Origin of the sequence: Vogesella oryzagri, from assembly GCF_040148885.1 — a bacterium.
GTDB lineage: Bacteria > Pseudomonadota > Gammaproteobacteria > Burkholderiales > Chromobacteriaceae > Vogesella > Vogesella oryzagri.
Genome location: NZ_JBEFLD010000005.1, coordinates 76,611 through 99,587 on the forward strand (window position 1 = coordinate 76,611; position 22,977 = coordinate 99,587).

Consider the following 22,977-nt stretch of genomic DNA (forward strand, 5'->3'; position numbering starts at 1 on the left):
TCAAATAGAAAAAGCCACCTTGCGGTGGCTTTTTTATTGGCGCTGAGACAGCCAAAGCAAGCATCAGCGGTATTGCGGCGGCAAGGCGGCTGCCGCCTGCTGCGCAATCTGCCGCAGCTCACGCCACGCCGGCTCATCCTCATCCAGATCATCCAGAAAATCCGGGGCATAGGTGGGAAACGATGCCAGCGCCGTACGCAGCGTGCTGGCCGCCCTGACTTGCTCCCCCGCCAGAGCCTCCATCTTCGCCTTGCGCAACAAGACGTCCGGGTAGGGGCGGTAGGCCGCCATCAAGTCCAGCCACTTGCGCTGGCTTGGCGTCGCCTCCGCCGTGGGCTGGATGACATCATCCAGCAGGCCAAGGGCATGGGCGGCAAACATCGGCTCCGTGCGGATGATTTGCTCCAGCCGCTGTTGCTTTTTCTGGCTGCTCGGATAGTACAGCCCCTGCATTTCCACGTAGCGCCAGCTGCCATACAGCGCAAACGCCAGCATGACCAGCGCCAGGATGCGCGCCAGCAGCGACAGCGCCACCGGCGCCGCCCTGCCGGATGCCGGCGCCAGTGTCGCCATCATCACCAGCACCGCCGGGAAGTACAGGTACCACAGCGGGTACTCCAGCATGCTGTGAATCAGGGTGACGCTCATCACCGCCACCGGCACCAGCTGCGATGCCTCGACCCGGCGCGACAGATACGGCCAGACCGCCCACACAAAGCCGAGCAGCGCCACCGAGGTGCCGATCAACCCCATTTCGGCCAGCAACTGGAACGCCAGATTGTGCGCATTGGCGAACAAGCCGCTGTTGACTCCGGCGTTGGCAAACTGCGGCAACATCTGCAAGCGCACACTCTGTGCGGCATACTGGCTCCAGCCCACGCCGTAGACCGGCGCATCGCGGAACACCAGCCAGGCTTTGCCCCACTCGGCAAGCCGGCGTGCGCCCATGCTATCGACGTTGCTGCTGAGCCGCTCCACGCCGCTGGCCACCACCTGACCATGCAGCAACGGCGCCAAGAGATGCTCCCCCAGCGGCAACACGAACTGCATCGCGATCATGGCGAGCACCGCCAGCCACAACGCCCACCACATGCGCCGCGACTCCACGCTGCGCACGCGCCAGTGCCACCACGGCGCCAGCAGCGCCAAGGCCACGGTATACAGCAACACCGTGCGCGAACCGGCAAAAGCAATCGACAGCGCCAGCCACAACACGGCGGCGGCCAACCAGCGGCGCGACCACTGACCACTCGCCGCCAGCCAGCAGGCGGCAATCACCCCCCAGGTCAGATAATGCGCATACTGGTTACGCTGACCGATGTGGCCGAAAATATTGGTCGTGGGATGGGAGCCGTCATAGAACAAGACTCCTCCCATTACCTGCGCCAGCCCGGTCAGCTGCGCCAGGCCGATCAGCGATTGCGCCAGCGCGCCCAATAGCAGCGACTGGCACAGCAAGGCAATAACGGCATTATTGCCCTCTGCCGCACGCCACTGCGCCGTCATCCAACCCAGCAGCGCCAAGGCTACAAATGCCAGCGCCGTTGCGTCGTTAAGCCCCGGAAATAGTACCGGCACCAGCAATGGCTGCGCCGCCCACACGCCAGCCAGCAGCAGCATCCACAGCGTGCTGCGCGGCAGCTCGGCCGCGCACTGCCGCGGCAGGCAGCCGCAGGCAAAAATCGTCAGGAAGACGACGGTGATCTCGCCCCACCATTGCGGCAGGGGCAAGAAATGAAAGCGGGAAAGAAATGGCAGCGAGGCAACTGCGGCCAACATCAGGGCCGCCAGCGACTGGCGACGTTGGGCAAACATCATGGGTAGCGGCGTGCAGGCAAGGAAAGCGGCAAGTCTAGCCCAGCGCAGGAGCGCTGTAAAAATGCGTTTGTAACGCCAGCGCCGCCCTGGCACCACCCACAGCCGCCATTGGCAAACCATGGCCGCACTTTCCGGAGGCATATCGAAGCAGCGCTACACAGGAGCCTCGCAGGCCGTACACGGGACAGCACAGCAAAACAAAAAGCCCGATCTTTATGATCGGGCTTTTTGAGAAATACCGTGGTGGGTCGTGCGGGGCTCGAACCTGCGACAAACGGATTAAAAGTCCGCTGCTCTACCAACTGAGCTAACGACCCTACCTGAGGGCTGCGTGGTGGGTCGTGCGGGATTCGAACCTGCGACCAACGGATTAAAAGTCCGCTGCTCTACCAGCTGAGCTAACGACCCTACGCAATTCTCTGGGTGGTGGGTCGTGCGGGATTCGAACCTGCGACCAACGGATTAAAAGTCCGCTGCTCTACCAGCTGAGCTAACGACCCCCAAGAGAGTTCGCAACTATACGGATGCTATTTTGTTCCGTCAAGTGCTTTTACAAAACAATGCAGAAAAACGCCTATATGGAACGTTTACCCGGACAGGATGCCTCACCCTCAGGGCGTCACAGCGGCCATCACCCACTGCTGGTAGGCCATGGCGCCGGCCGCCAGTGGCAGCGCGATAATTTCCGGCACATCATACGGGTGCAGCTCTTGGATTCTTTGCTCCAGGGCTGCATATACTGTGTCGGTAGTCTTGAGCAACAGCGGCACCTCGCGTGCCCGCTCCACCTGCCCCTGCCAACGGTAAACCGACTCGCACTCGGGCAGAATGTTGGCACAGGCGGCCAGACGCTCACTAACCAGCGTTTCGGCCAGCTGCTTTGCCAGCATGGCATCCGGCACATTGCACACAACCAGTAACACTTTCATGCGGATATCCGTTTCATGCGTGGATTATTGATTTTATTGCTGCTTTACCCATTTCTCGAAATGTACTCACTCTTTCTGCTGGCCGACAAGATTGGCGGCGGCTGGACCCTGCTGTGGGTCATTGCCAGCTTCTTCCTCGGTAGCCTGCTGATGCGCGGTAGCAAGCTGGGCGGCTTGCTGACCGTGGCCGCCACCCTGCGCGAAGGCAAGGTGGGGCTGTTTTCGCTGCTGTGGCCGCTGCGCATCATGATTGCCGGCCTGCTGCTGGCGATTCCCGGCCTGGTCAGCGACGTCTTCGCCTTGCTGCTGCTGTTGCCGTGGCCCAGCCCCAAGCTGGCCGAGATCAATCTGGACGAGCGCTTCCGTGCCGGCCCGCAGCCAAACGGCGAACAGGGTAAGGACATCATCGAGGGTGAGTACGAACGCGTTGATCCGCGCACACCTAGCGATCGTCATCTGCACTAGACGCAGTCGCTGGCAGCAGACGGGCCAATACCGCGCTGCCACTCAAGCCGCTGATGGCCACGATCTTGTGGCGGTTACGCTCGCCGGACAGCAGGCTGACGCTCCGGCGCGGCACCGCCAGGTAATCGGCCAGCCACAACAACAGCGCGGCATTGGCCTTGCCTTCCACCGGCGGTGCGGCCAACCTGATCTTGAGCGCCTCGCCATGTTCGCCCGCCACTTCGCTCTTGCGGGCTCCCGGCTGCACATGCAAGGTTAGCCGCACGCCAGCAGGGTTTTCTGTCAACCAGGGTTTCATTGGCGCCTTTTTGTCCGCAAAGGGGCAATTGTAGAACGTAACGCAGTATTGATCAGACAGGAGCAACAATATGGATATCGGCATTTCCGCCCAAGACCGTGCCCGCATTGCAGAAGGCTTGTCCCGCTTGCTGGCCGACAGCTACACCCTTTATCTGAAAACCCACTTCTTCCACTGGAACGTAACCGGGCCGATGTTCCAGACCCTGCACCTGATGTTCGAAACCCAGTATAACGAGCTGGCCCTGGCCGTCGATCAGATCGCCGAGCGCATCCGCGCGCTGGATCACATCGCCCCCGGCAGCTACGGCGACTACGCCCGCCTGACATCGATCAGCGAAAGCAAGGGCGTGCCCAAGGCGCAGGACATGATTCGCGAGCTGGTGCAGGGTCATGAAACCGTGTGCCGCACCGCGCGTTCGCTGTTCCCGCTGGCGGATGCCGCCAGTGACGAGCCGACCGCCGACCTGCTGACCCAGCGTCTGCAAGTGCATGAAAAGACGGCCTGGATGCTGCGCAGCCTGCTGGAAAACTAAGCGTCGTTACGGGCGTGCTACACTGCTGGCATGCCCGCTCCAAACCGTTTCGGCCCGCCGCCCGCCACGGTGGACCCCTCTCTCTTCAAGGTCGCGATCATGGTATCGCTGGCCTTGCACCTGTTATTGCTGCTCGCGCTCAGCGGCTGGCTGCCCAGCAGCAACACGCCAGCAGTCAACCTGCCGCTCTCCTCGCTGCAAGTCACCCTGCTGACCACCCCGGCCGGCCCCGCGCCGCAACGTGCCCAGGTACTGGCGCAGCACGATAGCCAGGGTAGCCAACACGCAACACCGCTATCCGCCGCCACGCCGCAGGCCGAACAGCAATCGCCGGCGCCAACCCGCGTCGCCAATGCCCGGCTGCTTTCTGCCCAGCCTGCTACCGCGCAACGGCCTCAAGCCAAGCTTGCCACCGCCGCGGTGGGCGTCAGCTGGGCAAGCTACGTGGAGGACTGGCGCCACCGGGTAGAGGACATCGGCAATCGCAACTATCCACCGGAAGCCCGGCAGCAGAACCTGTTCGGTAGCCTGGAGCTGCTGGTCACCATCCGCGCAGATGGCGCCTTGCTGGATGTCCGTGTACTGCGCAGCTCCGGCACTGCGGTACTGGATGAAGCGGCGTTGCGCATCGTGCGCCAGGCCGCGCCCTACCCGCCGTTCCCGTCCACGTTGGCCGCAGAATACGGTTCGCTGCAAGTCGTGAGAAAATGGACCTTTACCACCGCCAACCAGCTGGCTGGCAGCTGAACAAGGAATTGCCATGTACGAAGTCAACCGCAGTGTCGCCGTCCTGAAACCCCGCCAGGCCTTCCTGGACTGGCTGCTGCAGCTGCCGGGCAATCTGGAAGGCAGCCTGCAGCTGGAAGAACTACGTCGCGACTGTAACGCGCTGCTGATTCCCGCTGCCGATGACTATGCCAGCGCCCAGGATTTCGTTCACCACCACTACCGCACCCTGTTTGGCGCAGAGCTGGCGGACTGGTGCGACGACGACGCCTTCTGGCCCGAGCTGTCGCCACAGCTGTTCCTGCAGTGGTTCGATGTGGAAATCCATTCAGTGCTCACCGATCTGGTGGATTTTCCGCTGGAGCGCGAGCCGTTCGTGCCGTTCGACCTGGATCAGGAATAACACCACATCTGTTGTTGCCACCGGCCGCCCAGCGGCCGGGGCTGCCGGCAACGTACCGGCCACTTTCACGAAGGGGAATCCATGCCACACCACACTAAGATCAAGGTTCGCGGTTATCACCTGGACCTGTACAGCCATGTCAACAACGCGCGCTACCTGGAGTTCCTGGAAGAAGCACGCTGGACGTTTTTCGAGGACTGCGCCGACCTGCCCGCCTTTCTGGCCTCCGGCATCGCGCTGATCGTGGTCAACATCAATATTGACTACCGTCATCCGGCGACGATGAACGATGAACTGCTGATCGAAACTTCGGTAAAATCGGTGGGCAATCGCAGCAGCGTGATCCACCAGTGCGTCAAACTGGCGGCCAGTGGCAAGGTCGCCGCCGAGGCCGACGTAACCCTGGTCGCTTACGACAGCCGCCAGCAGAAAGCCGTGCTGATCGACGGCGAGCTGCGGGAACTTCTGGCATCACTGCAGCACCAAGCCTGATCGTCGCCACAGCCAGCCTGCGGCCAACCTGGAATACCGACATGAAGCTCAACAAAGCCCTGCTCATTGCTGTCCTTGGCGCCACCATGGCGCTGAGTGGCTGTTTCACCGACAGCGCGCCGGGAGTGCAGTACACCAGCCTTTCCGGGCAGCAAGCCAGTACCGACAGCCTGAAAGGCAAGGTGGTGCTGGTGAACTTCTGGGCCACCAGCTGCAGCGGCTGCATGGCGGAAATGCCCAAGCTGGTCGCCACCCAGCACAAGTACGCGGCACAGGGCTTCCAGACCGTGGCAGTGGCAATGAGCTACGATCCGCCCAACTATGTGCAAAGCTACGTCAACGACAAGAAGCTGCCGTTCTTCGTGGCACTGGACAGCCAGGGCAGCATCGCCAAGGCGTTTGGCGACATCCAGCTGACGCCGACTTCGATCCTGATCGACAAGCAGGGCAATATCATCAAACGCTTTGTCGGCGAGCCGGACTTTGCCGAGCTGCACCAGCTGATCGAGCAAAACCTCAAGGCCTGATCCTGAGGGACAAAAAAAGCCGCTTTCCAATGGAAGCGGCTTTTTTCATGCTGCGGCCAACTTCACGGCCGCTGTGCGCACACCGGGCAGTCCGGGTCGCGCGGCACCTTCAGCTGGCGGAAGCTACCATCCAGCGCATCGTACAGCGTCAGCTGCCCCAAGGTTGGCCGCAAGCCGGCCAGCAACTTGAGTGCCTCCACCGCCTGCAGGCTGCCGATCACCCCCACCAGCGGCGCCAGCACGCCAAAGGTGGCGCACGGGCCATCCGTAGCCTCGCCTTCCTCCGGGAACAGGCAGTGGTAGCACGGTGATGCCGCGTCGCGCGTGTCGTACACCGCCAGCTGGCCGGAAAAACGCACTGCGGCACCGGACACCAGCGGCACGCCGGCGGCCACGCAGGCACGGTTGATAGCGTGGCGGGTGGCAAAGTTATCCGAGCAGTCCAGCACCAGGTCGTGCGCTGCCACCTCTGCGGCCAACGTTGCCCCCTGCAGCCGCTCGACCAGCAAGCGCAGCTGCACGTCCGGGTTGATGGCCGCCAGCCGCGTGGCCGCCGACGCCACCTTGGGCTGCCCCAGCGTAGTCATGTCGTGAATGATCTGGCGCTGCAGGTTGGTCAGCTCCACGGTATCGTCGTCTACCAGCGTCAGCTGGCCGATGCCAGCACTGGCCAAGTACAGCAGCGCCGGTGCGCCCAGACCGCCGGCGCCTACCACCAGCACGCGGGCCGCCAGCAGGCGCTCCTGGCCGGCGACGTCGATTTCCGGCAGCAGGATGTGCCGGCTGTAACGCAGCAGCGCTGCGTCGTCGAGTTCTTTGCTCATGATGCAAAAACGGCCGCCAAGGCGGCCGTCCCGTCAGGTGTTACGCCGTTCATTCCTCGGCGGTCTTGCGACTGAATTTCACGCCCAGCTGCTTGAGCTTGCGGTACAGGTGGGTGCGTTCCAACCCCACTTTCTGCGCCACGCGGCTCATATTGCCGTTTTCCAGCACGATGTGGTACTCGAAATAGCGCCGTTCCAGTTGCTCGCGCAGTTCGCGCAGCGGCAGGTTGAAATCGAAGCCGGTTTCTTCCACCGGTTTTTCGTGGCGGAACTGGGCCAGTACCTTGTTCACTTCCACTACGTCGATTTCTTCCGCCTCGGTGGTCAGCCCCAGGCTCTTGATGATGCTGCGCAGCTGTTCCAGGTTGCCCGGCCAGTCGTACTGGCGCATGGCATTCAGCGCCGCGGTGGTCAGCTTGCGCGTTGGAATCTGCTTGGACTCCACCAGCTCGTGCAGGATCTGCTCGGCGATGAAGATGATGTCCTCGGCATGCTCGCGCAGCGGCGGAATCGGCACGATCACGCTGGATAGCGCAGTCAGCATGCGGTTATCGCACTCCGGATCCACCAGCAACTCCTGCAGCGGGCGGCTGCAGGAACACACCAGCCGCACATTGAAGCGGTCCAGCTTGGACAGCAGGAACAGCAGGCCCTGCTGCGTACGGCGGTTGTACTGGCCGATGTCCGGCAGGAACAGCACGCCGTTATTGGCCTTCTGCAACAACTCCAGCGGCGCATCGGCCAACTGTTCCAGCTTGGCCGGCATCACCCACGGCATGTTGCCGTGGTGGAAAAAGCGCGCCACCAGTTCGAAACCGACACCGGGTTCGCCGGTGAGCAGTACCGGCGATTTCACCTTGGAAACGCGATCCAGCTGCCGTTTCAGCTCCTGAATCGGTGCGCTCTTGCCGAGCTTGTCCAGGTTCAGCGAGGTATTCGCCTGCATGTCGCCGTACTTGAGTGCACGCTGCACGGTGGTCAGCAGTTTCTGCAGCGCAATCGGCTTTTCCAGGAAATCGAAAGCGCCGATGCGCGTCGCCTCGACCGCGGTATCGATGCTGGCATGGCCGGACATCATCACCACCGGCATGTTCAGCTGCCCGGACTTGGCCCACTCCTTGAGCAGGGTGACGCCGTCACAGTCCGGCATCCAGATATCCAGCAACACCAGTGCCGGCCGGGTCTGCCCCCGCAACTGACGGGCTACTTCGGCATTTTCGGCAAGCGCTACGGTAAAACCTTCGTCCTGCAGGATCTCCGAGAGCAATTCCCGGATACCGATTTCGTCATCAACAATCAGAATGTCGCTGCTTCGCATTAAGCCTCCAGCATTGGCAGGGTGAGAAGGATCCGCGCGCCGCCGCTGTCTCCATTGGCCAGTTGAATCTGGCCGTGGTGCTCCTCCACTATCTTTTTCACCACCGCAAGGCCCAATCCGGTGCCCTTGGCCTTACTGGTAACGTAAGGCTCAAAAGCGCGGTGCAGTATGTCTGCACTGAACCCTGCGCCGTTGTCCTGTACACAGACGAGCGCGTTCCTTCCTTCTAGTCGGCTGCTAATGTGAATCATCGGGATGTCAGCGTCAAGGACTGCATCTTGTGCGTTCTGCAGAAGGTTGTGCAGTACCTGCCGCAGCAGCGCCGCATCGCCCATCAGCGGCAGCGGCTCGGCACACAGTTCCGCCCGCAATGCCGGGTTGCTTTCGTACAGCGTCAACACCTCTCGAATCAGGGTGTTAAGCTCCAGCGGCCCCAGCTTGGTACGCGGCGCACGGGCATAGTCGCGGAAGGCATCCACCATGCCTTTCAACGCCGTAACCTGCTTGATGATGGTATCGGTGGCGCGACGCAGCATGTCGGCATCGGCGCCTTCCAGCTTGTCCGCCAGCTTCATCGCCAGCCGTTCGGCCGACAGCTGGATCGGGGTCAGCGGGTTGCGGATTTCATGTGCCAGCCGCTTGGCCACCTCGCCCCAGGCGGCATCACGCTGCGCCCGTCCCAGCTCGGTAATATCGTCGAACACCACCACGTAGCCGGTGCCGGAGCGTTCCGGCAGCACCGCGCCGCGCACCACCAGTTGCCGCTGGCCATTGGCGCCGCTGTAGTCGATCTGCTGCTGCCAGTCGTGCGGGTTAACGTTGGCCGCTTCGCGCAGGATAGTATCCACCAGCGGCGTCAGCTCCGGCCGCAGCACCGGCCAGACTTGCAGTTCCTCGGTGGCCAGCGCCTCGAAGTTCACGCCGAGGATGCGCCCGGCACTGGTGTTGGCCGCGCGCAGGTTCCAGTTGCTGTCGAACGCCACTACCCCGGCAGACAGGTTGGCGAGGATGCTTTCCAGGTACAGCTTGCCCGCCTCCAGCAGCCGGCGGTTCTCGTCCGCGGCGTGGCGGGCCTCCTCCAGCTGCTGCGTCATGCGGTTGAACATGGTGGTGAGGATGCCCAGTTCATCCTTGCGATACACCGGGTGGCGCTTGGAATAGTCACCCTGCGCTACCGCGCGCGTGCCGGCAGCCAGCTCGGACAGCGGCGCCGACAGCCGCTCGGAGATGAACAGCGCAAACGCCAGTGCCGCGGTCAGCGCCAGCAGGAACACCAGCGCCAGCGTCAGCATGTAGAAGGTTTTCAGGCCATCGCGCGCCAGCACCAGCTGGCGGTAGTCGGTACGCGCTTCCTCGATCAGCTCGGCATCGCGGGCGATCTGCGCGGGTGCCGGCTGGATGATCTGCACCACCAGCGCCTCGTCGGTGACAAAGCTGCGGTAGGGCAGCAGCACCTTCAGCAGCAGACCGCTACGGGCGTCGTTGTCGATGCTTTCATGCAGCTTGCGGCTCTGCAACGAGCGCAGCAGCTCGTAGTCCGGCGCGCGCGGCAGATAACGCAGCTCGTCCGGCCCGGCAAAACTCACCAGCTTGCCCTGGCGGGTGTAAACGGCGATTTCCTCCACCCCCAGCTGCTCACGCAAGCGTGCCAGCCGGCTGGTGAGTTCGCGCTCGCTCTGGTCGGCAATGTCGTTGGACACCACCCGCGCCTTGCGCGACAAATCGGTCAGCACATAGCCCAGCGCATTACGCCCCAGCTCCAGCCCGCGGTCGAGCGCAGTTTCCACCTGCACGTTGAACCAGCTCTCGATACTGCGGGTCAGGAACTGCGCCGATACGGTGAACACCAGCATGCCCGGCAGCAGCGCCACCACGGTGAACATCATCACCATCTTCTGCGTCAGCTTGGCACCGAACTCGCGGCTCTTCACCCGCCGCCGCAGGCGCAGCACCTGCCGCACCACCACGCCGATCAGCCCGGCCAGGCCCAGCGCATTGAGGCCGAACACCCACCAGTAGTATTCAGCCAGTTTGGAAGTATTGCCGGTGGAAATCGCCAGCAGGTACATCAACACCACGCCCAGCGCGGCGGCTATCGCCGGATAACGCATCAGCTGCCCCCCTCGACCGTCACCGGGGTCCACGCCGACTCCAGCGACCAATCGCTGGTGCCCAGCGCATTGAGCTGGAACGGCCGCGGCAGCTGGCCGATATCCAGCTCCAGCTGCACGCGGCCGCGCAGCAGGCGGCGATCGCTTTCATCCCAATCAGATACGTCCAGCACCCGCCAGCCGGCAATGCTGCCTACCGCCGCCACCGCCTCGCTCAGCGAGTTGTAATTGTTGGCCAGACTGCCGATCGCCACCCGATAGCGATTGGTAAGCCGGTAGTACATCAGCTTGAAATTGATGCTGGCGGTTGGCTCGAAGAAATGCTTGAAGCGCAGCCAGTAGGCGCTGCTGCGCGGATGGGTCAGTTCGAAGGTAAGACGGAAGGTAAGTGGAATGCCCTGCTGCACCGCATCCTGCAAGGCGTTGGGCAGCACGATCTGGTAACGGGTGGAGATGGCCAGCGCGTGCTCTTCCACCTCGGCGCGCGCCCGCAGCGCGGTAATGCCCTCTGTCGCCTGCGCCGCAAGCGGCAGCAGGCAGGCAGCCAGCAGCAACAGCAGGCTAAGGACGTTTTGCCAACAGCGCGTAATAGAAGCCGTCATGTTCCGGGGTAGGCAGCAATTGTTCGTCTTGTAGTAGCTGGGCGTCGGGATGACGCGTCAGGAAGGCGTCCACCTGCAGGCGATTTTCCTCCGGCATGATGGAGCAGGTTGCATACAGCATTTTGCCACCGGCGGCCAGCAGCGGCCACAGCGCGTCGCTGAGCGCGCCCTGCTGCTGCCCCAGCGCGGCAAAATCGGTCGGGCGGCGCAGCCACTTGATGTCCGGATGGCGGCGTACCACGCCACTGGCCGAGCACGGCACATCGGCCAGAATACGGTCGAACGGCTGGCCGCCCCACCACTTGGCCGGCTGCGCAGCATCGGCAGCGACCACGTTGGCCGCAAGCCCCAGCCGTGCCAGGTTTTCTTCTACCCGCAGCAGGCGGCCGGCATCCACGTCCAATGCGGTCAGTTTGATGTCGGCCAGCTCCAGCAGGTGGCCGCTCTTGCCGCCCGGTGCGGCGCAGGCATCCAGCACCCGCATGCCCGGCTGCACATCCAGCCAGCGCGCCGCCTGCTGTGCGCCCCAGTCCTGCACCGATACGCGGCCGTCGGCAAAGCCCGGCAGCTCGCGCACACTGCACGGCACTTCCAGCAATACCGCGTGACTATCCAGCTCGCGCGCCGCCATGCCCTGTGCGGCCAACTCGCCGACGTAGCCGGCAGCATCGCCGTGGCGGGCGTTCACCCGCAGCGTCATCGGCGGATGGCGGTTGCTTTCGTCCAGGATGTCCGCCCACTGTGCCGGATAGGCCGCGCGCAGGCGCTGCAGCCACCAGCGCGGGTGGTTGTAGCGCGCCTCGTTGTCACGCTGTGCCGCGGCCAGCAGATCCTCGCGCTGGCGCAGCGCATTGCGCAGCACGCCGTTGACCAGGCCCTTGAACTTGCCGCCGGCCAGCCTGGCCGCCGCATTCACCGCCTGGTCCACCACCGCGTAATCGGCGGCGCGGGTATGCAGCAGCTGGTACAGCGCCACCAGCAACAGCCGCTCGATGTCGGCCGCCGGCAACGGTCGCGGCACCAGCTGGCGCAGCACGAAACGCAACTGCCCCAAGCGGCGCAGGCTGCCGTAGGCGATGTCCTGCAACGCGCCGCGCTCGGCGGGGCTCAGCTCGTGATTGCGCTGGATGGTGGCCAGCGCTTCGGTCAGGGTGCGCCCCTGCTCGATACGCTCGAGCAGGCCGGCCGCCAGTTCCTGGATACGGTGCATGTATGTGTTCCAACAAGAAAACCGGCCACCGTCCGCAAACGGGACGGTGGCCGTGATTCGACAGGGCGGATGATACCGGTTCAGCGCATGCCGCGGGCGATCTCCTGCAGCCGGGCGATGCGCTCCTCGGTATGCGGGTGAGTGCGGAACAGGCCGCTGATGCCACCACCGGACAGCGGGTTGATGATCATCATCTGTGCGGTTTCCGGGTGCGCCTCGGCGGCATACATCGGCCGGCCCTGCGCGTAGTACTCGATTTTCTGCAGCGCGGCGGCCAGCGCCAGCGGGTCGCCGCTGATCTCGGCGCCGCCGCGGTCGGCCTCGAATTCGCGTGCGCGCGAAATCGCCATCTGGATCAGGCTTGCGGCCAGCGGCGCCAGGATCGCCACCGCGATGCCGGCAATCGGGTTTACCGGACGGCCGTCTTCGTCGCGGCCGCCAAAGAACATGGCGAAGTTGGCCAGCGCGGAGATGGCACCGGCCATGGTGGCGCTGATGGTGGAAATCAGCGTGTCGCGGTGCTGTACGTGCGCCAGTTCGTGCGCCATCACCCCGCGCAGCTCCTGGTAGCTGAGCATGCGCATGATCCCGGTGGTGGCTGCCACCGCGGCGTTTTCCGGATTGCGGCCGGTGGCGAACGCGTTCGGCTGCTCTTCGTGGATCACGTACACCCGCGGCATCGGCAGGCCGGCGCGCTGCGCCAGCTCGGCCACCATGCCGTACAGCTCCGGCGCGCTATGGGCATCCACCTCCTGGGCGTTGTACATACGCAACACCATTTTGTCGGAGTTCCAGTAGGCGAAGATGTTCATGGCGCCGCCGAACAGCAGCGCCAGCAGCATGCCGCTCTTGCCGCCGATCATGCCGCCGATCATGGCGAACAGCGCCACGATGGCCGCCATCAATACCGTGGTTTTCAACCAGTTAAAGCCCATGACGTTTCCCTTTCGCTTCAGGCATGCCTATTCAGATGCGGGCAGGTTTTGGAGGCTCAAGCCCCCAGTACGGTTCCCACCAGGCCACTGCGGCCGGCAGCAAACTCGCGTGCGGCCAACCTTTTGCCACCCGCCGCCTGCAGCTCGGTAATGCGCACCAGGCCGTGGCCGCTGCCCACCACCACGCCGTCGGCATCGGCACGCAGCACCTCGCCCGGCGCGCCGTGGCCGTCGATGGCCTCGGCAAACCACAGCTTCAGCGCCTCGCCGGCCAGCAGCGTGTGCGCGCCCGGCGCCGGGTTGTAGGCACGAATGGCACGGGCAATGTCGACCGCCGACTGCGTCCAGTCCACGCGCGCTTCTTCCTTGCTGAGCTTGGCTGCATAGGTAACGCCGGCTTCCGGCTGTTTCTCCGGCACGCAGGCATCCAGCTGCGCCAGGGTGCCGACGATGGCCTCGGCCCCCAGCCCCGCCAGCTTGTCGTGCAGTGTGGCGGCGGTATCGTCGGCCGTAATCGGCAGCGTGTGGATAGACAGCATGTCGCCGGTATCAAGGCCGACATCCATCTGCATGATGGTGATGCCGGTGTCGGCATCACCGGTCAGGATGGCGCGCTGGATCGGTGCGGCACCGCGCCAGCGCGGCAGCAGCGAGGCATGGATGTTGAGGCAGCCGCGCGCCGGCATCTCCAGCACCGCCTTGGGCAGCAGCAGGCCGTAGGCGGCCACCACCATCACCTCGGCGCCGACCTCGGCCACCAGCGCCTGCGCTTCCGGTGTCTTCAGCATCAGCGGCTGTTCCACGCGCAGGCCGTGCTGCAGTGCCAGTTCCTTCACCGGGCTGGGCTTGAGCTTCATGCCGCGGCCGGCGGGGCGATCCGGCTGGGTCAGCACCAGCGCAATGTCGTGACCGGCGGCCAGCAGCGCCTCTAGCGCCTTGGCGGCAAATACCGGGGTACCGGCAAAAATCAGCTTCATCGGGAATCCTCAAATGCGACGGGGCACGACTGGCGTGCCCCGCATCAGGCTGCGGCCAACGTTGGCCGCACGCTTACATGGTGTGCTTTTCGCGCTTTTTCATCTTGGTCTTGATGCGCGCCTGCTTCAATTCCGACAGGTATTCCACGAACACCTTGCCATCGAGGTGATCCACCTCGTGCTGCAGGCAGATCGCCAGCAGGCCGCCGGTTTCCAGCTCGAACGGTTTGCCGTCGCGCCCCAGCGCACGCACTTTCACGTGCTCGGCGCGGGTCACCTTGTCATAGATGCCGGGCACCGACAGGCAGCCCTCCTCGTACACCGTTTCGCCGTCCTTGTGAAGGAACTCCGGGTTGATGAAGACATAGGGTTCGGACTTGTCTTCCGAGATATCGATGACGATCAGGCGATGATGGTAGTCCACCTGGGTGGCGGCCAGGCCGATGCCGCGCGCCTCGTACATGGTTTCGAACATGTCGTCGATCTGCTTTTGCAGCGCCGCGCCAAAAACTTCTACCGGCTTGGCTACCTTGTGCAAGCGCGGATCGGGATAATGAAGGATATTGAGTAATGCCATAATCAAAACCGTTTCAGTTGAGGATGCCGACACGGCTGACAATAATATTGTCATCAGACCGGTGGTAAGCGTTTCTCTGTCCAGTGCCGGCTATAGATGGGGTCACTTTCAGATGTTAAAACCTATTATATCTCTTGTTCTGGCCCTTGGCCTGTCCGCCCCGGCCATAGCCGACACCTTGCAGCTGCGCGAGGATGCACCGCAACGCTATGTGGTGAAAAAGGGCGACACGCTGTGGGACATCTCCGGCAAATATTTGAAATCGCCGTGGAAGTGGCCGCAGCTGTGGCGCATGAACCGCGCCGAAATCAAGAACCCACACTGGATCTACCCGGGCGATGTGCTGTACCTGGAGTACGTCGATGGTCAGCCGCGGCTGCGCATCGGCAGCAACCGCACGGTGAAGCTGTCGCCGCAGGTGCGCAGCACGCCGCTAGATGAGGCCATCACCATGATTCCGGCCAAGGCGATCGAGCCGTTCCTCAGACGCCCGCTGCTGGTGGATGACACCGCCGATTACGAGCGTGCGCCACGCCTGGTGGCCACCCAGGAAAACCGCGTCATCCTGTCCACGCTGGACCCGGCCTACGCCACCGGCCTGACCTCCGGCGGCACCTGGCAAGCCTACCGCCTGGGCCGCCCGGTGGTGGACCCGGACAGCAAGGAGCTGCTGGGCCACGAGGTGATCTACGGCGGCGACCTGCAAGTACGCAAGCTTGATGCGGTCAGCAGCCTGCAGGTGGGCAAGGTCAACGAGGAAATCCTGATCGGCGATCGCCTGGCGAAGAAGGCCGAGCACGAAGACCTGCAGTACATCCCGCATGAGCCGCCGCCCGAGCTGCAGGGCAAGATCGTGCAGAGCGTCAGCGGCGTCAACGAGATCGGCCAGCTGTACAGCGTGGTGATCAACCGCGGCCAGCGAGAGGGCGTCGAGATCGGCCACGTGTTCGGCATCTATCGTGCGCCCAAGATCATCAGCGTGGAAAACAACGGCCAGAAGCAGCAGCTGGCAATGCCGTCCGAACAACTGGGCGACCTGATCGTCTACCGTGTGTTCCAGAAAGCCTCCTACGCGCTGGTGCTGCGTAGCAGCCAGTCGGTGATAGTGGGCGACCGCATCGCCGCACCGCAATGAGCGACAGCCTGCTTGCCTGGGCCACGCTGGCATTCTCGCCCGGCGTCGGCCCGCAACGCTTCCTGCAGCTGCTGCAGCGCTTCGGCAGCGCCGAGGCGGCACTGTCGGCACGCCCGGCGCAGCTGGGCGAGCTGCTGGATCGCGACATTGCCGCAACCCTGGGTGGCGAGCTGGCGCAGCAAAGCGCCGCGGCAGCACTGGCCTGGGCCGCCGCCGATGGCTGCCATCTGATCACACTGCAGGACGACGACTACCCGTGCCAGCTGGCCGAGGCCGGCGCCGCGCCACCACTGCTGTTTGCCCGCGGCCGCCGCGAACTGTTGGCCGCACCGATGCTGGCCATCGTCGGCAGCCGCAACTCCACACCGCAGGGCGACGACAATGCCCGCAGCTTTGCCCGCACCCTGGCGGCCAACGGTTACAGCATCGTCAGCGGCCTGGCCGGCGGCATCGACGCCGCCGCGCACGAAGGCGCGCTGAGCCAGGCCGCCAGCACCGTGGCGGTGATAGGCACCGGCATCGACCGCGTCTACCCGGCACGCAACCGCGAGCTGGCGCACCGCATTGCCGAGCAAGGGCTGCTCCTGTCCGAGTTTCCGCTGGGCAGCCCGCCGCTGGCGCAGAACTTTCCGCGCCGCAACCGCATCATCGCCGGCCTGGCGCGCGGCTGCCTGGTAGTGGAAGCCACCTTGCAAAGCGGTTCGCTGATCACCGCGCGGCTGGCGCTGGAAGCCGGGCGCGAGGTGATGGCCATTCCCGGCTCCATCCTCAACCCGCAGGCACGCGGCTGCCATCGGCTGCTGAAGGACGGCGCCCGGCTGGTGGAAACCGTGGACGATGTACTGGACGAAGTCGGCCGTCTGCCGCTGCGCCCCAGCCCGCCCACGCTCAGCGCGGCCAGCGATGACGATGCGCTGCCGCAGCAGCCCTTGCTGCAGGCGATGGGCTTCGATCCGGTGGATGCCGACACCCTGGCCGCCCGGCTCGGGTTGACGCCGGGGGTGGTTTACGCGATGCTTCTCGAGCTTGAAATACAAGGTCATGTTGACAGCATGCACGGCGGCCGCTATCAGCGCCGTCGCGATGCCACCAGCACGACCTGCTAACCGGTTGATTCCCCTGAATGTTTGACGTACTCGCCTACCTGCTTGAAGAATTCAGCGACCCCGACGCCTGCCCCGCGCATGACGATCTGGGACGCCAGCTGGCGGCTGCCGGTTTCGAAAACGACGAAATCAGCAACGCGCTGGAATGGCTGGATGGCCTGAACAGTCTCAACGATGGCGCCTACCAGGGTGCCAACGACAGCACCGGCCTGCGCGTGTACCACGACGAGGAAATCGCCCGTCTGCCCACCGAGATTCGCGGCCTGATCATGTTCCTGGAAGACAACGGCGCGCTGTCGCCAGCGCAACGGGAAATGCTGATCGACCGCCTGCTGGCGTTGCCGGATGACGAAATTTCGCTGCCCACCGCCAAACTGGCGGCACTGATGGTGCTGTGGGCACAACGCGCCGAGCTGCCGGTACTGGTTGGCGAAGATCTGCTGACTGCACTGCATGGCGAGCCCACCATGCAGTAAGCGCTACGGCCAGCTGCTAGTTGGCCGCAACGCATGCCCCGACAAGAGCGCCAAACTTGCGCTCTTGTTTTGTTTGATGAATACACAATATTGTCGTCCTGAACCCGGGACCTCTGCAGAAACGACCCGCACATGCCCACTAGCCTGCTGATTGTCGAATCGCCGTCAAAAGCGAAAACACTGAAAAAATATCTGGGACCGGACTTCGAAGTCCTCGCCTCCTACGGCCACGTGCGCGACCTGGTGCCCAAAAACGGCGCGGTGGACCCGGAAAAAGACTTCGCCATGAAGTACCAGCTGATCGCGCGCAACAGCAAGCACGTCGATGCCATCGTCGATGCAGTGGCCAAGGTAGACCACGTCTACCTGGCAACTGACCCGGACCGCGAAGGCGAGGCCATTTCCTGGCACTTGGTGGAAATCCTCAACAAGAAAAAACTGTTGAAGGACCGCACCGCGCAGCGCGTGGTGTTCCACGAGATCACCAAGAACGCGGTGCTGGACGCCATTGCCCACCCGCGCGACATTTCGCAGGAACTGGTGGATGCGCAGCAGGCACGACGGGCGCTGGATTATCTGGTCGGCTTCAACCTGTCGCCGCTGCTGTGGAAGAAGATCCGCCGCGGCCTGTCCGCCGGCCGCGTGCAGAGCCCGGCGCTGCGCCTGATCTGCGAGCGCGAGCACGAGATCAAGGCCTTCGTGTCGCAGGAATACTGGACCGTGCACCTGGACAGCCACAAGAGCCGCACCAAGTTCAGCGCCAAGCTCAACGAATTCGCCGGCAAGAAGCTGGATCAGTTCGACATCCCCGATGCTGCCGAGCAGGCGCGCATCGTGGCCGCGCTGGACGGCCACAGCGCCCAGGTTGGCCGCATCGAGAAGAAAAAGAAAACCCGCAACCCGGCGGCACCGTTCACCACCTCCACCCTGCAACAGGAGGCAGTGCGCAAGCTGGGCATGACGACCGATCGCACCATGCGTACCGCGCAGCAGCTGTACGAGGGTATCGACATCGGCCAGGGCACCGTCGGTCTGATCACCTATATGCGTACCGACTCGGTGGCGCTGGCCAATGAGGCGGTAGAGGAAATCCGCGGCTACATCGCCGAACGCTTCGACGGCGAGCACCTGCCGAAGAACCCGGTTACCTACAAGAACAAATCCAAGAACGCCCAGGAAGCGCACGAGGCGATCCGCCCGACCTCCATCCTGCGCACGCCGGAATCGGTGAAGGCCTTCCTCACCGCCGACCAGTTCAAGCTGTACGAAATGGTGTGGAAGCGCACCCTGGCCTGCCAGATGGCACCGGCCAAGTTCGACACCACCAGCATCGATATCCATGTCGGCGAAGGCATGTTCCGCGCCAGCGGCCAGGTACTGGTGTTCGGCGGCTTCCTGTCGGTGTACGAGGAAGACGTCGACGACGCCGAGGACGAGGAAAACGCCAAGCTACCGCTGCTGGAAGAAGGCGAGAGCCTGCCGGTGGACAAGCTGTACAGCGAGCAGCACTTTACCCAGCCGCCGCCGCGCTTCTCCGAAGCCTCACTGGTGAAGGCGCTGGAAGAGTACGGTATCGGCCGCCCGTCCACCTACGCCAGCATCATCTCCACGCTGAAGGATCGCGAGTACGTGATTCTGGACAAGAAGCGCTTCTTCCCCACCGATACCGGCGACATCGTCAACAAGTTCCTCACCGAACACTTTGCCCAGTACGTGGACTACAACTTCACCGCCAAGCTGGAAAACCAGCTCGACGAGATCGCCAGCGGCCAGCGCCAGTGGGTGCCGGTGATGGAAAGCTTCTGGAAGGGTTTTTCCAAGCAGATCACCGAAAAAGAAAGCATTAGCCGCGCCGAGGTGACCACCGAAAGCCTGGACGAAGCCTGCCCGAAATGCGGCCAGCCGCTGTCGATCAAGTTCGGCAAACGCGGCCGTTTCATCGCCTGCACCGGCTACCCGGACTGCGACTACACCCGCAACGTCGGTGAAACCGCCGAGCAGGCCGCGGCGGAAGCCGAGGCGCCGACGGTGATCGAAGATCGCACCTGCCCGGATTGCGGCGGCGAGCTGCATATCAAGAAGGGTCGCTACGGCAAGTTCATCGGCTGTGCCAACTACCCCAAGTGCAAGCACATCGAGCCGCTGGAAAAACCGCGCGACACCGGCGTCACCTGCCCGCAGTGCAAGGCCGGCAGCCTGATCGAGCGCAAGAGCCGCTACGGCAAGCTGTTCTACAGCTGCAATACCTATCCCAAGTGCACCTACGCCACCTGGAACCCGCCGATCGCCGAAACCTGCCCCAAGTGCCAATGGCCGGTGCTGACCATCAAGGTCACTAAGCGCCGCGGCACCGAGAAGGTGTGCCCGCAGAAAGAATGCGGCTACGCCGAGCAGATCGCGCCGCCGGAAGGCAAGGAAGCCGACGCCTGATGCGGCCAACGTTGGCCGCAAAAAAAACCGCCTCTCGGGGCGGTTTTTTCATGGTGCGGGCGCGGGTTTTCCGACTGGTATCCGCCATAGCAAGGGCTATGATTCAGCCAAGGGGGACGTCGGAGATCGCAAGCTTTGCACTGCATACGGGGCGATGATCGCGCTCCATTCCCGACGGACCCCTGCCAGATTGACAGCACGCCGCCGCCAGGCGGCGTTTCTCATTGCCACACCCCGTCCGTGACGGAATGGGCCAGCGGGACGCGACGCCATGCCTAACAGTCAATTCTTCTTTACCGGAGCCAGCGTCCTCAGCCTGATCTTTGCGCTGGATGGCGCCTGGCCGATGCTGGCGTTTTCCCTGCTGGTGATGTTTACCGGCATCTGGCGCGCCGACCGCGAGCAGATCAGCGAACTGGCCCCCAGCACGCTGGCGATGTTCATCAGCCGCCAGGAGCTGCCGCTACTACCGCTGGAACGCTTTCACGGTCAGGAGCTGCTGCACTACGAGGCCGGCTACCCGGTGTACCGTGTACTGCGCGCCGGCGACCTCGAATGGGAACTGGCCGGGCGCGATGGCGAGGTGCCATGCGAGCGCGACATGATCCGGGTAGTACCCGGCCTGCTATATCGCCGTAGCAGCAGCCATTAGCCGAACAACACCAGCCCCCACATCGCGGCCAGATTGAGCAGCCCCAGCAGTTGCGCCGCGCTGCCCATGTCCTTGGCGCGCTTGGCAAGTGGGTGACGCGCCAGCGAGGTGTGATCCACCGCCGCCTCGATGGCGGAATTCAACAGCTCGATCACCAGCGTCGCCAGCGAAGCGGCCACCAGAATGGCCTTGCCCACGCCGCTGGCCGGCACCGCGAACAGCGCCAGCGGGATCAGCAGCACCGCCAGCAGACTGAGCTGGCGGAACGCATCTTCATGCCGCAAGGCGGCGCGCAACCCATCCAGCGAGTAGCCAAAAGCGTTGATTAGCCGGGTTAGCCCGGTCTTGCCCTTGAATGGGCTTTCCTGCGAGGGGGTCATGGTGCTCCTGTCACATATAAGCTATCGGGTGGCTGCTGCCACTGCAGTCGCTGGCGCAGAGCCGGTGTCACCCATACCGCCCCCTGCGCATCCACCAGCAACCAGCCGGCCAGCGCAAAGCGGCGCGCCAGGTTGGCCGCCTGCTGCGGGCCGGCAAAATACAGCGGCTTGCTGGCGACATCGGACACCAAGCCTGCGTCGCTACCTGGCCGGGCCAGCACCGACACGGATTGTACGCGACAGTCGGCATTACCATCGCGCGGATCAATCAGATGGCAGTAGCGGCGGCCATCCAGTTCGAAATAGCGCTGGTAGTCGCCGGAGGTGCCCAGCGCCTCGCCATCGTTCAGCGTCAGACTGAGCATGGCCGCCGCCCGCCGTGGGTGACGAATGCCAACCCGCCACGGCGAACCATCCGGCTTGCGGCCCAGCACCATGATGTTGCCGCCGATATTCAACAGTGCCGAGCTGATGCCAGCCTTAAGCAGCTGCCGCCGCGCACGATCCAGCGCCCAGCCTTTGGCCATGCCGCCGAAATCCAGCTGCAGCGCCGGCTTGTGCGCCAGTATCTGCCCGCCCTGCCAACGGATATCCGCCAGTCGCGGCCGTGCCGCCAGCAATGCGGCCAAGCCGTCGGCCGGCGGCAGGCGCGCGGCATAGCTGTCGGCATGAAAGCCCCAGGCCGCCACCAGCGCGCCGATGGCCGGAGAAAACAGCCCGTCCGATTGCACCTCCAGCCGCTGCCCTTGGTACAGCAGCTCGGCCAGCTCCGGCGACGGGCGGAATGGCTGCCCACTCGCCAGCGCGCGGTTGGCCGCCGCCACTTCGCTATCCGGCGCCCAAGCATGCAGCTGGCGGTGCAGCCGATCCAGCTCCGCCAGCACTGCGGCGGCAGCGTGCGCGGCCGCGGCCTGATCGGCGGCGTACAGCGTCAGCTCCACCCGGGTACCGAATACATAGCTTTCCTGGCGGTACACTTCCGGCGCCCGGCTGCAAGCCGCCAGCAGGCAAATGAAAAGGGCGGCCACTGCCGCCCTTGGCCACTGCCACGCCGGCATTACTCGCCCGGCGGCGTCATGGCCCGCTCCACCGCGCGCTCCAGCGCATCGATAAACAGCGCGGCGACATTGATGTCAGCCTGCTCCATGATCTCGCGGAAGCAGGTGGGGCTGGTGACGTTTACCTCGGTCAGGTAGTTGCCGATCACATCCAAGCCGGCCAGCAGAATGCCACGCTTTTTCAGCTCCGGCGCCAGCGCCAGTGCGATCTCGCGGTCGCGGTCGGACAATGGCCGCGCCTCGCCCCGGCCACCGGCGGCCAGATTGCCGCGTGTCTCGCCGCCCTGCGGAATGCGCGCCAAGCAGTACTCCACCGGCACACCGTCGATCACCAGCACGCGCTTGTCGCCGTGACGGATCTCCGGGATGTAGCGCTGCGCCATCACCGTACGTTCGCCGTTCTGGCTGACGGTTTCGATGATCACGTTCAGGTTGGGATCGTCAGGGGTGACGCGGAAGATACCGCTGCCGCCCATGCCGTCCAATGGTTTGAGGATAGCGTCCTGGTGCTGACGCACGAAGCGCTTCAGCCGGTCCGGCCGCGAGGTGACCATGGTCGGCGCAATCTGCTCCGGGAAGTTCAGGATCGCCAGCTTCTCGTTGAAGTCGCGCAGCGCCTGACCGCGGTTGAACACGCGCGCGCCCTGCGCCTCGGCCAGCGTCAGCAGCTGGGTGGCGTACAGGTACTCCAGGTCGAACGGCGGGTCCTTGCGCATCACGATGGCAGAGAAGTTCTGCAGTGCCTGCGCCTGCAGATTGCCCTTGCGGAACCAGTCCTTGCCCTTGCTGCCGGTCAGGTGCACCGGTACGGCCTCGGCCAGAATGCGCTCGCCCTCCACGTACAGGTCACTGGCCTCGCAGAACCAGATGCCGTGGCTGCGCCTGGCCGCCTCCTCCATCATGGCGTAGGTGGTGTCCTTGTGCAGCTTGAAGTGTTCCAGCGGGTCGGCGATGAACAGGATGTGCATGGGATAATGTCCTCAGGTTGGCCGC

General features: G+C 63.9%; 25 protein-coding genes and 3 tRNA genes. 11 read left to right on the plus strand and 17 right to left on the minus strand.

From position 1 onward, the window contains the following. Positions 1–63 precede the first annotated feature (63 nt). From ABNW52_RS10515 to cutA, 5 genes are all read right to left on the minus strand, one after another. Positions 64–1,818 carry a PglL family O-oligosaccharyltransferase gene (locus tag ABNW52_RS10515; RefSeq protein WP_349587305.1) on the minus strand — a complete coding sequence of 585 codons (1,755 nt, stop codon included), beginning with the start codon at positions 1,816–1,818 and terminating at the stop codon, positions 64–66. Between the two features lie 241 nt (positions 1,819–2,059). Then, a tRNA-Lys gene (locus ABNW52_RS10520) sits at positions 2,060–2,135 on the minus strand. A 15-nt stretch (positions 2,136–2,150) separates the two neighbouring features. Further along, positions 2,151–2,226 (minus strand) — tRNA-Lys (locus tag ABNW52_RS10525). Between the two features lie 16 nt (positions 2,227–2,242). Next, positions 2,243–2,318 (minus strand) — tRNA-Lys (locus ABNW52_RS10530). A 111-nt stretch (positions 2,319–2,429) separates the two neighbouring features. After that, positions 2,430–2,747 (minus strand): divalent-cation tolerance protein CutA, encoded by a 318-nt coding sequence (cutA, locus tag ABNW52_RS10535; RefSeq protein WP_349587307.1) that lies wholly within the window; start codon positions 2,745–2,747, stop codon positions 2,430–2,432. 15 nt (positions 2,748–2,762) lie between these two features. Between cutA and ABNW52_RS10540 the strand changes: the two genes are divergently transcribed. Further along, positions 2,763–3,212, plus strand: coding sequence for an FxsA family protein (locus ABNW52_RS10540; RefSeq protein ID WP_349587309.1), 450 nt, complete (start codon positions 2,763–2,765; stop codon positions 3,210–3,212). Here ABNW52_RS10540 and ABNW52_RS10545 read toward each other — a convergent pair. Continuing rightward, complete coding sequence (locus ABNW52_RS10545) at positions 3,190–3,510, minus strand: DUF167 domain-containing protein (RefSeq protein WP_349587312.1); 321 nt, start codon at positions 3,508–3,510, stop codon at positions 3,190–3,192. The two genes, ABNW52_RS10540 and ABNW52_RS10545, sit on opposite strands and share 23 nt — an antisense overlap. A gap of 70 nt (positions 3,511–3,580) precedes the next feature. On the opposite strand from ABNW52_RS10545, the gene ABNW52_RS10550 reads away from it, so the two are divergent. From ABNW52_RS10550 to ABNW52_RS10570, 5 genes are all read left to right on the plus strand, one after another. After that, positions 3,581–4,045 (plus strand): Dps family protein, encoded by a 465-nt coding sequence (locus ABNW52_RS10550; RefSeq protein WP_349587315.1) that lies wholly within the window; start codon positions 3,581–3,583, stop codon positions 4,043–4,045. Between the two features lie 99 nt (positions 4,046–4,144). Further along, positions 4,145–4,792 (plus strand): TonB family protein, encoded by a 648-nt coding sequence (locus ABNW52_RS10555; protein WP_349587317.1) that lies wholly within the window; start codon positions 4,145–4,147, stop codon positions 4,790–4,792. A 13-nt stretch (positions 4,793–4,805) separates the two neighbouring features. After that, entirely contained in the window at positions 4,806–5,174 is a 369-nt protein-coding gene (locus tag ABNW52_RS10560; RefSeq protein WP_349587320.1) for a VacJ, read from the plus strand. A gap of 81 nt (positions 5,175–5,255) precedes the next feature. Then, entirely contained in the window at positions 5,256–5,666 is a 411-nt protein-coding gene (locus tag ABNW52_RS10565; RefSeq protein WP_349587323.1) for an acyl-CoA thioesterase, read from the plus strand. A gap of 41 nt (positions 5,667–5,707) precedes the next feature. Then, positions 5,708–6,193 carry a TlpA family protein disulfide reductase gene (locus ABNW52_RS10570; RefSeq protein WP_349587325.1) on the plus strand — a complete coding sequence of 162 codons (486 nt, stop codon included), beginning with the start codon at positions 5,708–5,710 and terminating at the stop codon, positions 6,191–6,193. Between the two features lie 62 nt (positions 6,194–6,255). Here the strand turns inward: ABNW52_RS10570 and ABNW52_RS10575 are convergent, their stop codons facing one another. The 8 genes from ABNW52_RS10575 to def all read right to left on the minus strand — a co-directional run bounded on the left by ABNW52_RS10575 (position 6,256) and on the right by def (position 14,747). Further along, positions 6,256–7,017: a HesA/MoeB/ThiF family protein gene (locus ABNW52_RS10575; RefSeq protein WP_349587328.1), complete on the minus strand. Its 762-nt coding sequence runs from the start codon at positions 7,015–7,017 to the stop codon at positions 6,256–6,258. A 49-nt stretch (positions 7,018–7,066) separates the two neighbouring features. Further along, positions 7,067–8,335, minus strand: a complete 1,269-nt coding sequence (locus ABNW52_RS10580; protein WP_349587330.1) for a sigma-54-dependent transcriptional regulator — start codon at positions 8,333–8,335, stop codon at positions 7,067–7,069. Further along, on the minus strand, positions 8,335–10,479 hold the full coding sequence (locus tag ABNW52_RS10585; RefSeq protein WP_349587333.1) for a sensor histidine kinase: 2,145 nt from the start codon (positions 10,477–10,479) through the stop codon (positions 8,335–8,337). Before ABNW52_RS10585 ends, ABNW52_RS10580 begins: the two co-directional genes overlap by 1 nt. Beyond that, a complete protein-coding gene (locus tag ABNW52_RS10590; protein ID WP_349587336.1) occupies positions 10,446–11,048 on the minus strand; it encodes a DUF4390 domain-containing protein in 603 nt (200 codons plus the stop codon). The genes ABNW52_RS10585 and ABNW52_RS10590 overlap by 34 nt, the downstream gene beginning before the upstream one ends. Then, the gene (rsmB, locus tag ABNW52_RS10595; protein WP_349587339.1) at positions 11,008–12,258 is read right to left on the minus strand and encodes a 16S rRNA (cytosine(967)-C(5))-methyltransferase RsmB; all 1,251 of its coding nucleotides are present in this window, start codon (positions 12,256–12,258) and stop codon (positions 11,008–11,010) included. Before rsmB ends, ABNW52_RS10590 begins: the two co-directional genes overlap by 41 nt. Positions 12,259–12,338: 80 nt before the next feature. Then, positions 12,339–13,193 carry a zinc metalloprotease HtpX gene (gene htpX / locus ABNW52_RS10600; protein WP_349587342.1) on the minus strand — a complete coding sequence of 285 codons (855 nt, stop codon included), beginning with the start codon at positions 13,191–13,193 and terminating at the stop codon, positions 12,339–12,341. 56 nt (positions 13,194–13,249) lie between these two features. Beyond that, complete coding sequence (fmt, locus tag ABNW52_RS10605; protein ID WP_349587344.1) at positions 13,250–14,170, minus strand: methionyl-tRNA formyltransferase; 921 nt, start codon at positions 14,168–14,170, stop codon at positions 13,250–13,252. Between the two features lie 73 nt (positions 14,171–14,243). Continuing rightward, on the minus strand, positions 14,244–14,747 hold the full coding sequence (gene def, locus ABNW52_RS10610) for a peptide deformylase (protein ID WP_349587347.1): 504 nt from the start codon (positions 14,745–14,747) through the stop codon (positions 14,244–14,246). Positions 14,748–14,859: 112 nt separating this feature from the next. On the opposite strand from def, the gene ABNW52_RS10615 reads away from it, so the two are divergent. The 5 genes from ABNW52_RS10615 to ABNW52_RS10635 all read left to right on the plus strand — a co-directional run bounded on the left by ABNW52_RS10615 (position 14,860) and on the right by ABNW52_RS10635 (position 20,546). After that, a complete protein-coding gene (locus tag ABNW52_RS10615) occupies positions 14,860–15,882 on the plus strand; it encodes a LysM peptidoglycan-binding domain-containing protein (protein ID WP_349587349.1) in 1,023 nt (340 codons plus the stop codon). Then, complete coding sequence (gene dprA / locus ABNW52_RS10620; RefSeq protein WP_349587352.1) at positions 15,879–16,988, plus strand: DNA-processing protein DprA; 1,110 nt, start codon at positions 15,879–15,881, stop codon at positions 16,986–16,988. Before ABNW52_RS10615 ends, dprA begins: the two co-directional genes overlap by 4 nt. Positions 16,989–17,005: 17 nt before the next feature. Next, entirely contained in the window at positions 17,006–17,464 is a 459-nt protein-coding gene (locus ABNW52_RS10625; RefSeq protein WP_349587354.1) for a Smg family protein, read from the plus strand. A 132-nt stretch (positions 17,465–17,596) separates the two neighbouring features. Continuing rightward, positions 17,597–19,894, plus strand: a complete 2,298-nt coding sequence (topA, locus tag ABNW52_RS10630; RefSeq protein ID WP_349587357.1) for a type I DNA topoisomerase — start codon at positions 17,597–17,599, stop codon at positions 19,892–19,894. Between the two features lie 271 nt (positions 19,895–20,165). Further along, the gene (locus ABNW52_RS10635) at positions 20,166–20,546 is read left to right on the plus strand and encodes a hypothetical protein (RefSeq protein ID WP_349587359.1); all 381 of its coding nucleotides are present in this window, start codon (positions 20,166–20,168) and stop codon (positions 20,544–20,546) included. Here ABNW52_RS10635 and ABNW52_RS10640 read toward each other — a convergent pair. The 3 genes from ABNW52_RS10640 to gshB are packed head-to-tail and all read right to left on the minus strand — an operon-like array spanning position 20,543 to position 22,952. Then, positions 20,543–20,926 (minus strand): diacylglycerol kinase, encoded by a 384-nt coding sequence (locus ABNW52_RS10640; RefSeq protein ID WP_349587362.1) that lies wholly within the window; start codon positions 20,924–20,926, stop codon positions 20,543–20,545. The two genes, ABNW52_RS10635 and ABNW52_RS10640, sit on opposite strands and share 4 nt — an antisense overlap. Then, a complete protein-coding gene (locus ABNW52_RS10645) occupies positions 20,923–21,954 on the minus strand; it encodes an FAD:protein FMN transferase (protein WP_349587364.1) in 1,032 nt (343 codons plus the stop codon). The genes ABNW52_RS10640 and ABNW52_RS10645 overlap by 4 nt, the downstream gene beginning before the upstream one ends. Positions 21,955–21,983: 29 nt before the next feature. Further along, the gene (gene gshB, locus ABNW52_RS10650; RefSeq protein WP_349587367.1) at positions 21,984–22,952 is read right to left on the minus strand and encodes a glutathione synthase; all 969 of its coding nucleotides are present in this window, start codon (positions 22,950–22,952) and stop codon (positions 21,984–21,986) included. Between the last annotated feature and the right edge of the window lie 25 nt (positions 22,953–22,977).

Excerpts from the sequence above, each read along its gene's own strand:
- ABNW52_RS10515 (WP_349587305.1), bottom strand. The coding sequence starts at position 1,818 with ATGATGTTTGCCCAACGTCGCCAGTCGCTGGCGGCCCTGATGTTGGCC.
- cutA (WP_349587307.1), bottom strand. The coding sequence starts at position 2,747 with ATGAAAGTGTTACTGGTTGTGTGCAATGTGCCGGATGCCATGCTGGCA.
- ABNW52_RS10540 (WP_349587309.1), top strand. The coding sequence starts at position 2,763 with ATGCGTGGATTATTGATTTTATTGCTGCTTTACCCATTTCTCGAAATG.
- ABNW52_RS10545 (WP_349587312.1), bottom strand. The coding sequence starts at position 3,510 with ATGAAACCCTGGTTGACAGAAAACCCTGCTGGCGTGCGGCTAACCTTG.
- ABNW52_RS10550 (WP_349587315.1), top strand. The coding sequence starts at position 3,581 with ATGGATATCGGCATTTCCGCCCAAGACCGTGCCCGCATTGCAGAAGGC.
- ABNW52_RS10555 (WP_349587317.1), top strand. The coding sequence starts at position 4,145 with ATGGTATCGCTGGCCTTGCACCTGTTATTGCTGCTCGCGCTCAGCGGC.
- ABNW52_RS10560 (WP_349587320.1), top strand. The coding sequence starts at position 4,806 with ATGTACGAAGTCAACCGCAGTGTCGCCGTCCTGAAACCCCGCCAGGCC.
- ABNW52_RS10565 (WP_349587323.1), top strand. The coding sequence starts at position 5,256 with ATGCCACACCACACTAAGATCAAGGTTCGCGGTTATCACCTGGACCTG.
- ABNW52_RS10570 (WP_349587325.1), top strand. The coding sequence starts at position 5,708 with ATGAAGCTCAACAAAGCCCTGCTCATTGCTGTCCTTGGCGCCACCATG.
- ABNW52_RS10575 (WP_349587328.1), bottom strand. The coding sequence starts at position 7,017 with ATGAGCAAAGAACTCGACGACGCAGCGCTGCTGCGTTACAGCCGGCAC.
- ABNW52_RS10580 (WP_349587330.1), bottom strand. The coding sequence starts at position 8,335 with ATGCGAAGCAGCGACATTCTGATTGTTGATGACGAAATCGGTATCCGG.
- ABNW52_RS10590 (WP_349587336.1), bottom strand. The coding sequence starts at position 11,048 with ATGACGGCTTCTATTACGCGCTGTTGGCAAAACGTCCTTAGCCTGCTG.
- rsmB (WP_349587339.1), bottom strand. The coding sequence starts at position 12,258 with ATGCACCGTATCCAGGAACTGGCGGCCGGCCTGCTCGAGCGTATCGAG.
- htpX (WP_349587342.1), bottom strand. The coding sequence starts at position 13,193 with ATGGGCTTTAACTGGTTGAAAACCACGGTATTGATGGCGGCCATCGTG.
- fmt (WP_349587344.1), bottom strand. The coding sequence starts at position 14,170 with ATGAAGCTGATTTTTGCCGGTACCCCGGTATTTGCCGCCAAGGCGCTA.
- def (WP_349587347.1), bottom strand. The coding sequence starts at position 14,747 with ATGGCATTACTCAATATCCTTCATTATCCCGATCCGCGCTTGCACAAG.
- ABNW52_RS10615 (WP_349587349.1), top strand. The coding sequence starts at position 14,860 with ATGTTAAAACCTATTATATCTCTTGTTCTGGCCCTTGGCCTGTCCGCC.
- dprA (WP_349587352.1), top strand. The coding sequence starts at position 15,879 with ATGAGCGACAGCCTGCTTGCCTGGGCCACGCTGGCATTCTCGCCCGGC.
- ABNW52_RS10625 (WP_349587354.1), top strand. The coding sequence starts at position 17,006 with ATGTTTGACGTACTCGCCTACCTGCTTGAAGAATTCAGCGACCCCGAC.
- topA (WP_349587357.1), top strand. The coding sequence starts at position 17,597 with ATGCCCACTAGCCTGCTGATTGTCGAATCGCCGTCAAAAGCGAAAACA.
- ABNW52_RS10635 (WP_349587359.1), top strand. The coding sequence starts at position 20,166 with ATGCCTAACAGTCAATTCTTCTTTACCGGAGCCAGCGTCCTCAGCCTG.
- ABNW52_RS10640 (WP_349587362.1), bottom strand. The coding sequence starts at position 20,926 with ATGACCCCCTCGCAGGAAAGCCCATTCAAGGGCAAGACCGGGCTAACC.
- gshB (WP_349587367.1), bottom strand. The coding sequence starts at position 22,952 with ATGCACATCCTGTTCATCGCCGACCCGCTGGAACACTTCAAGCTGCAC.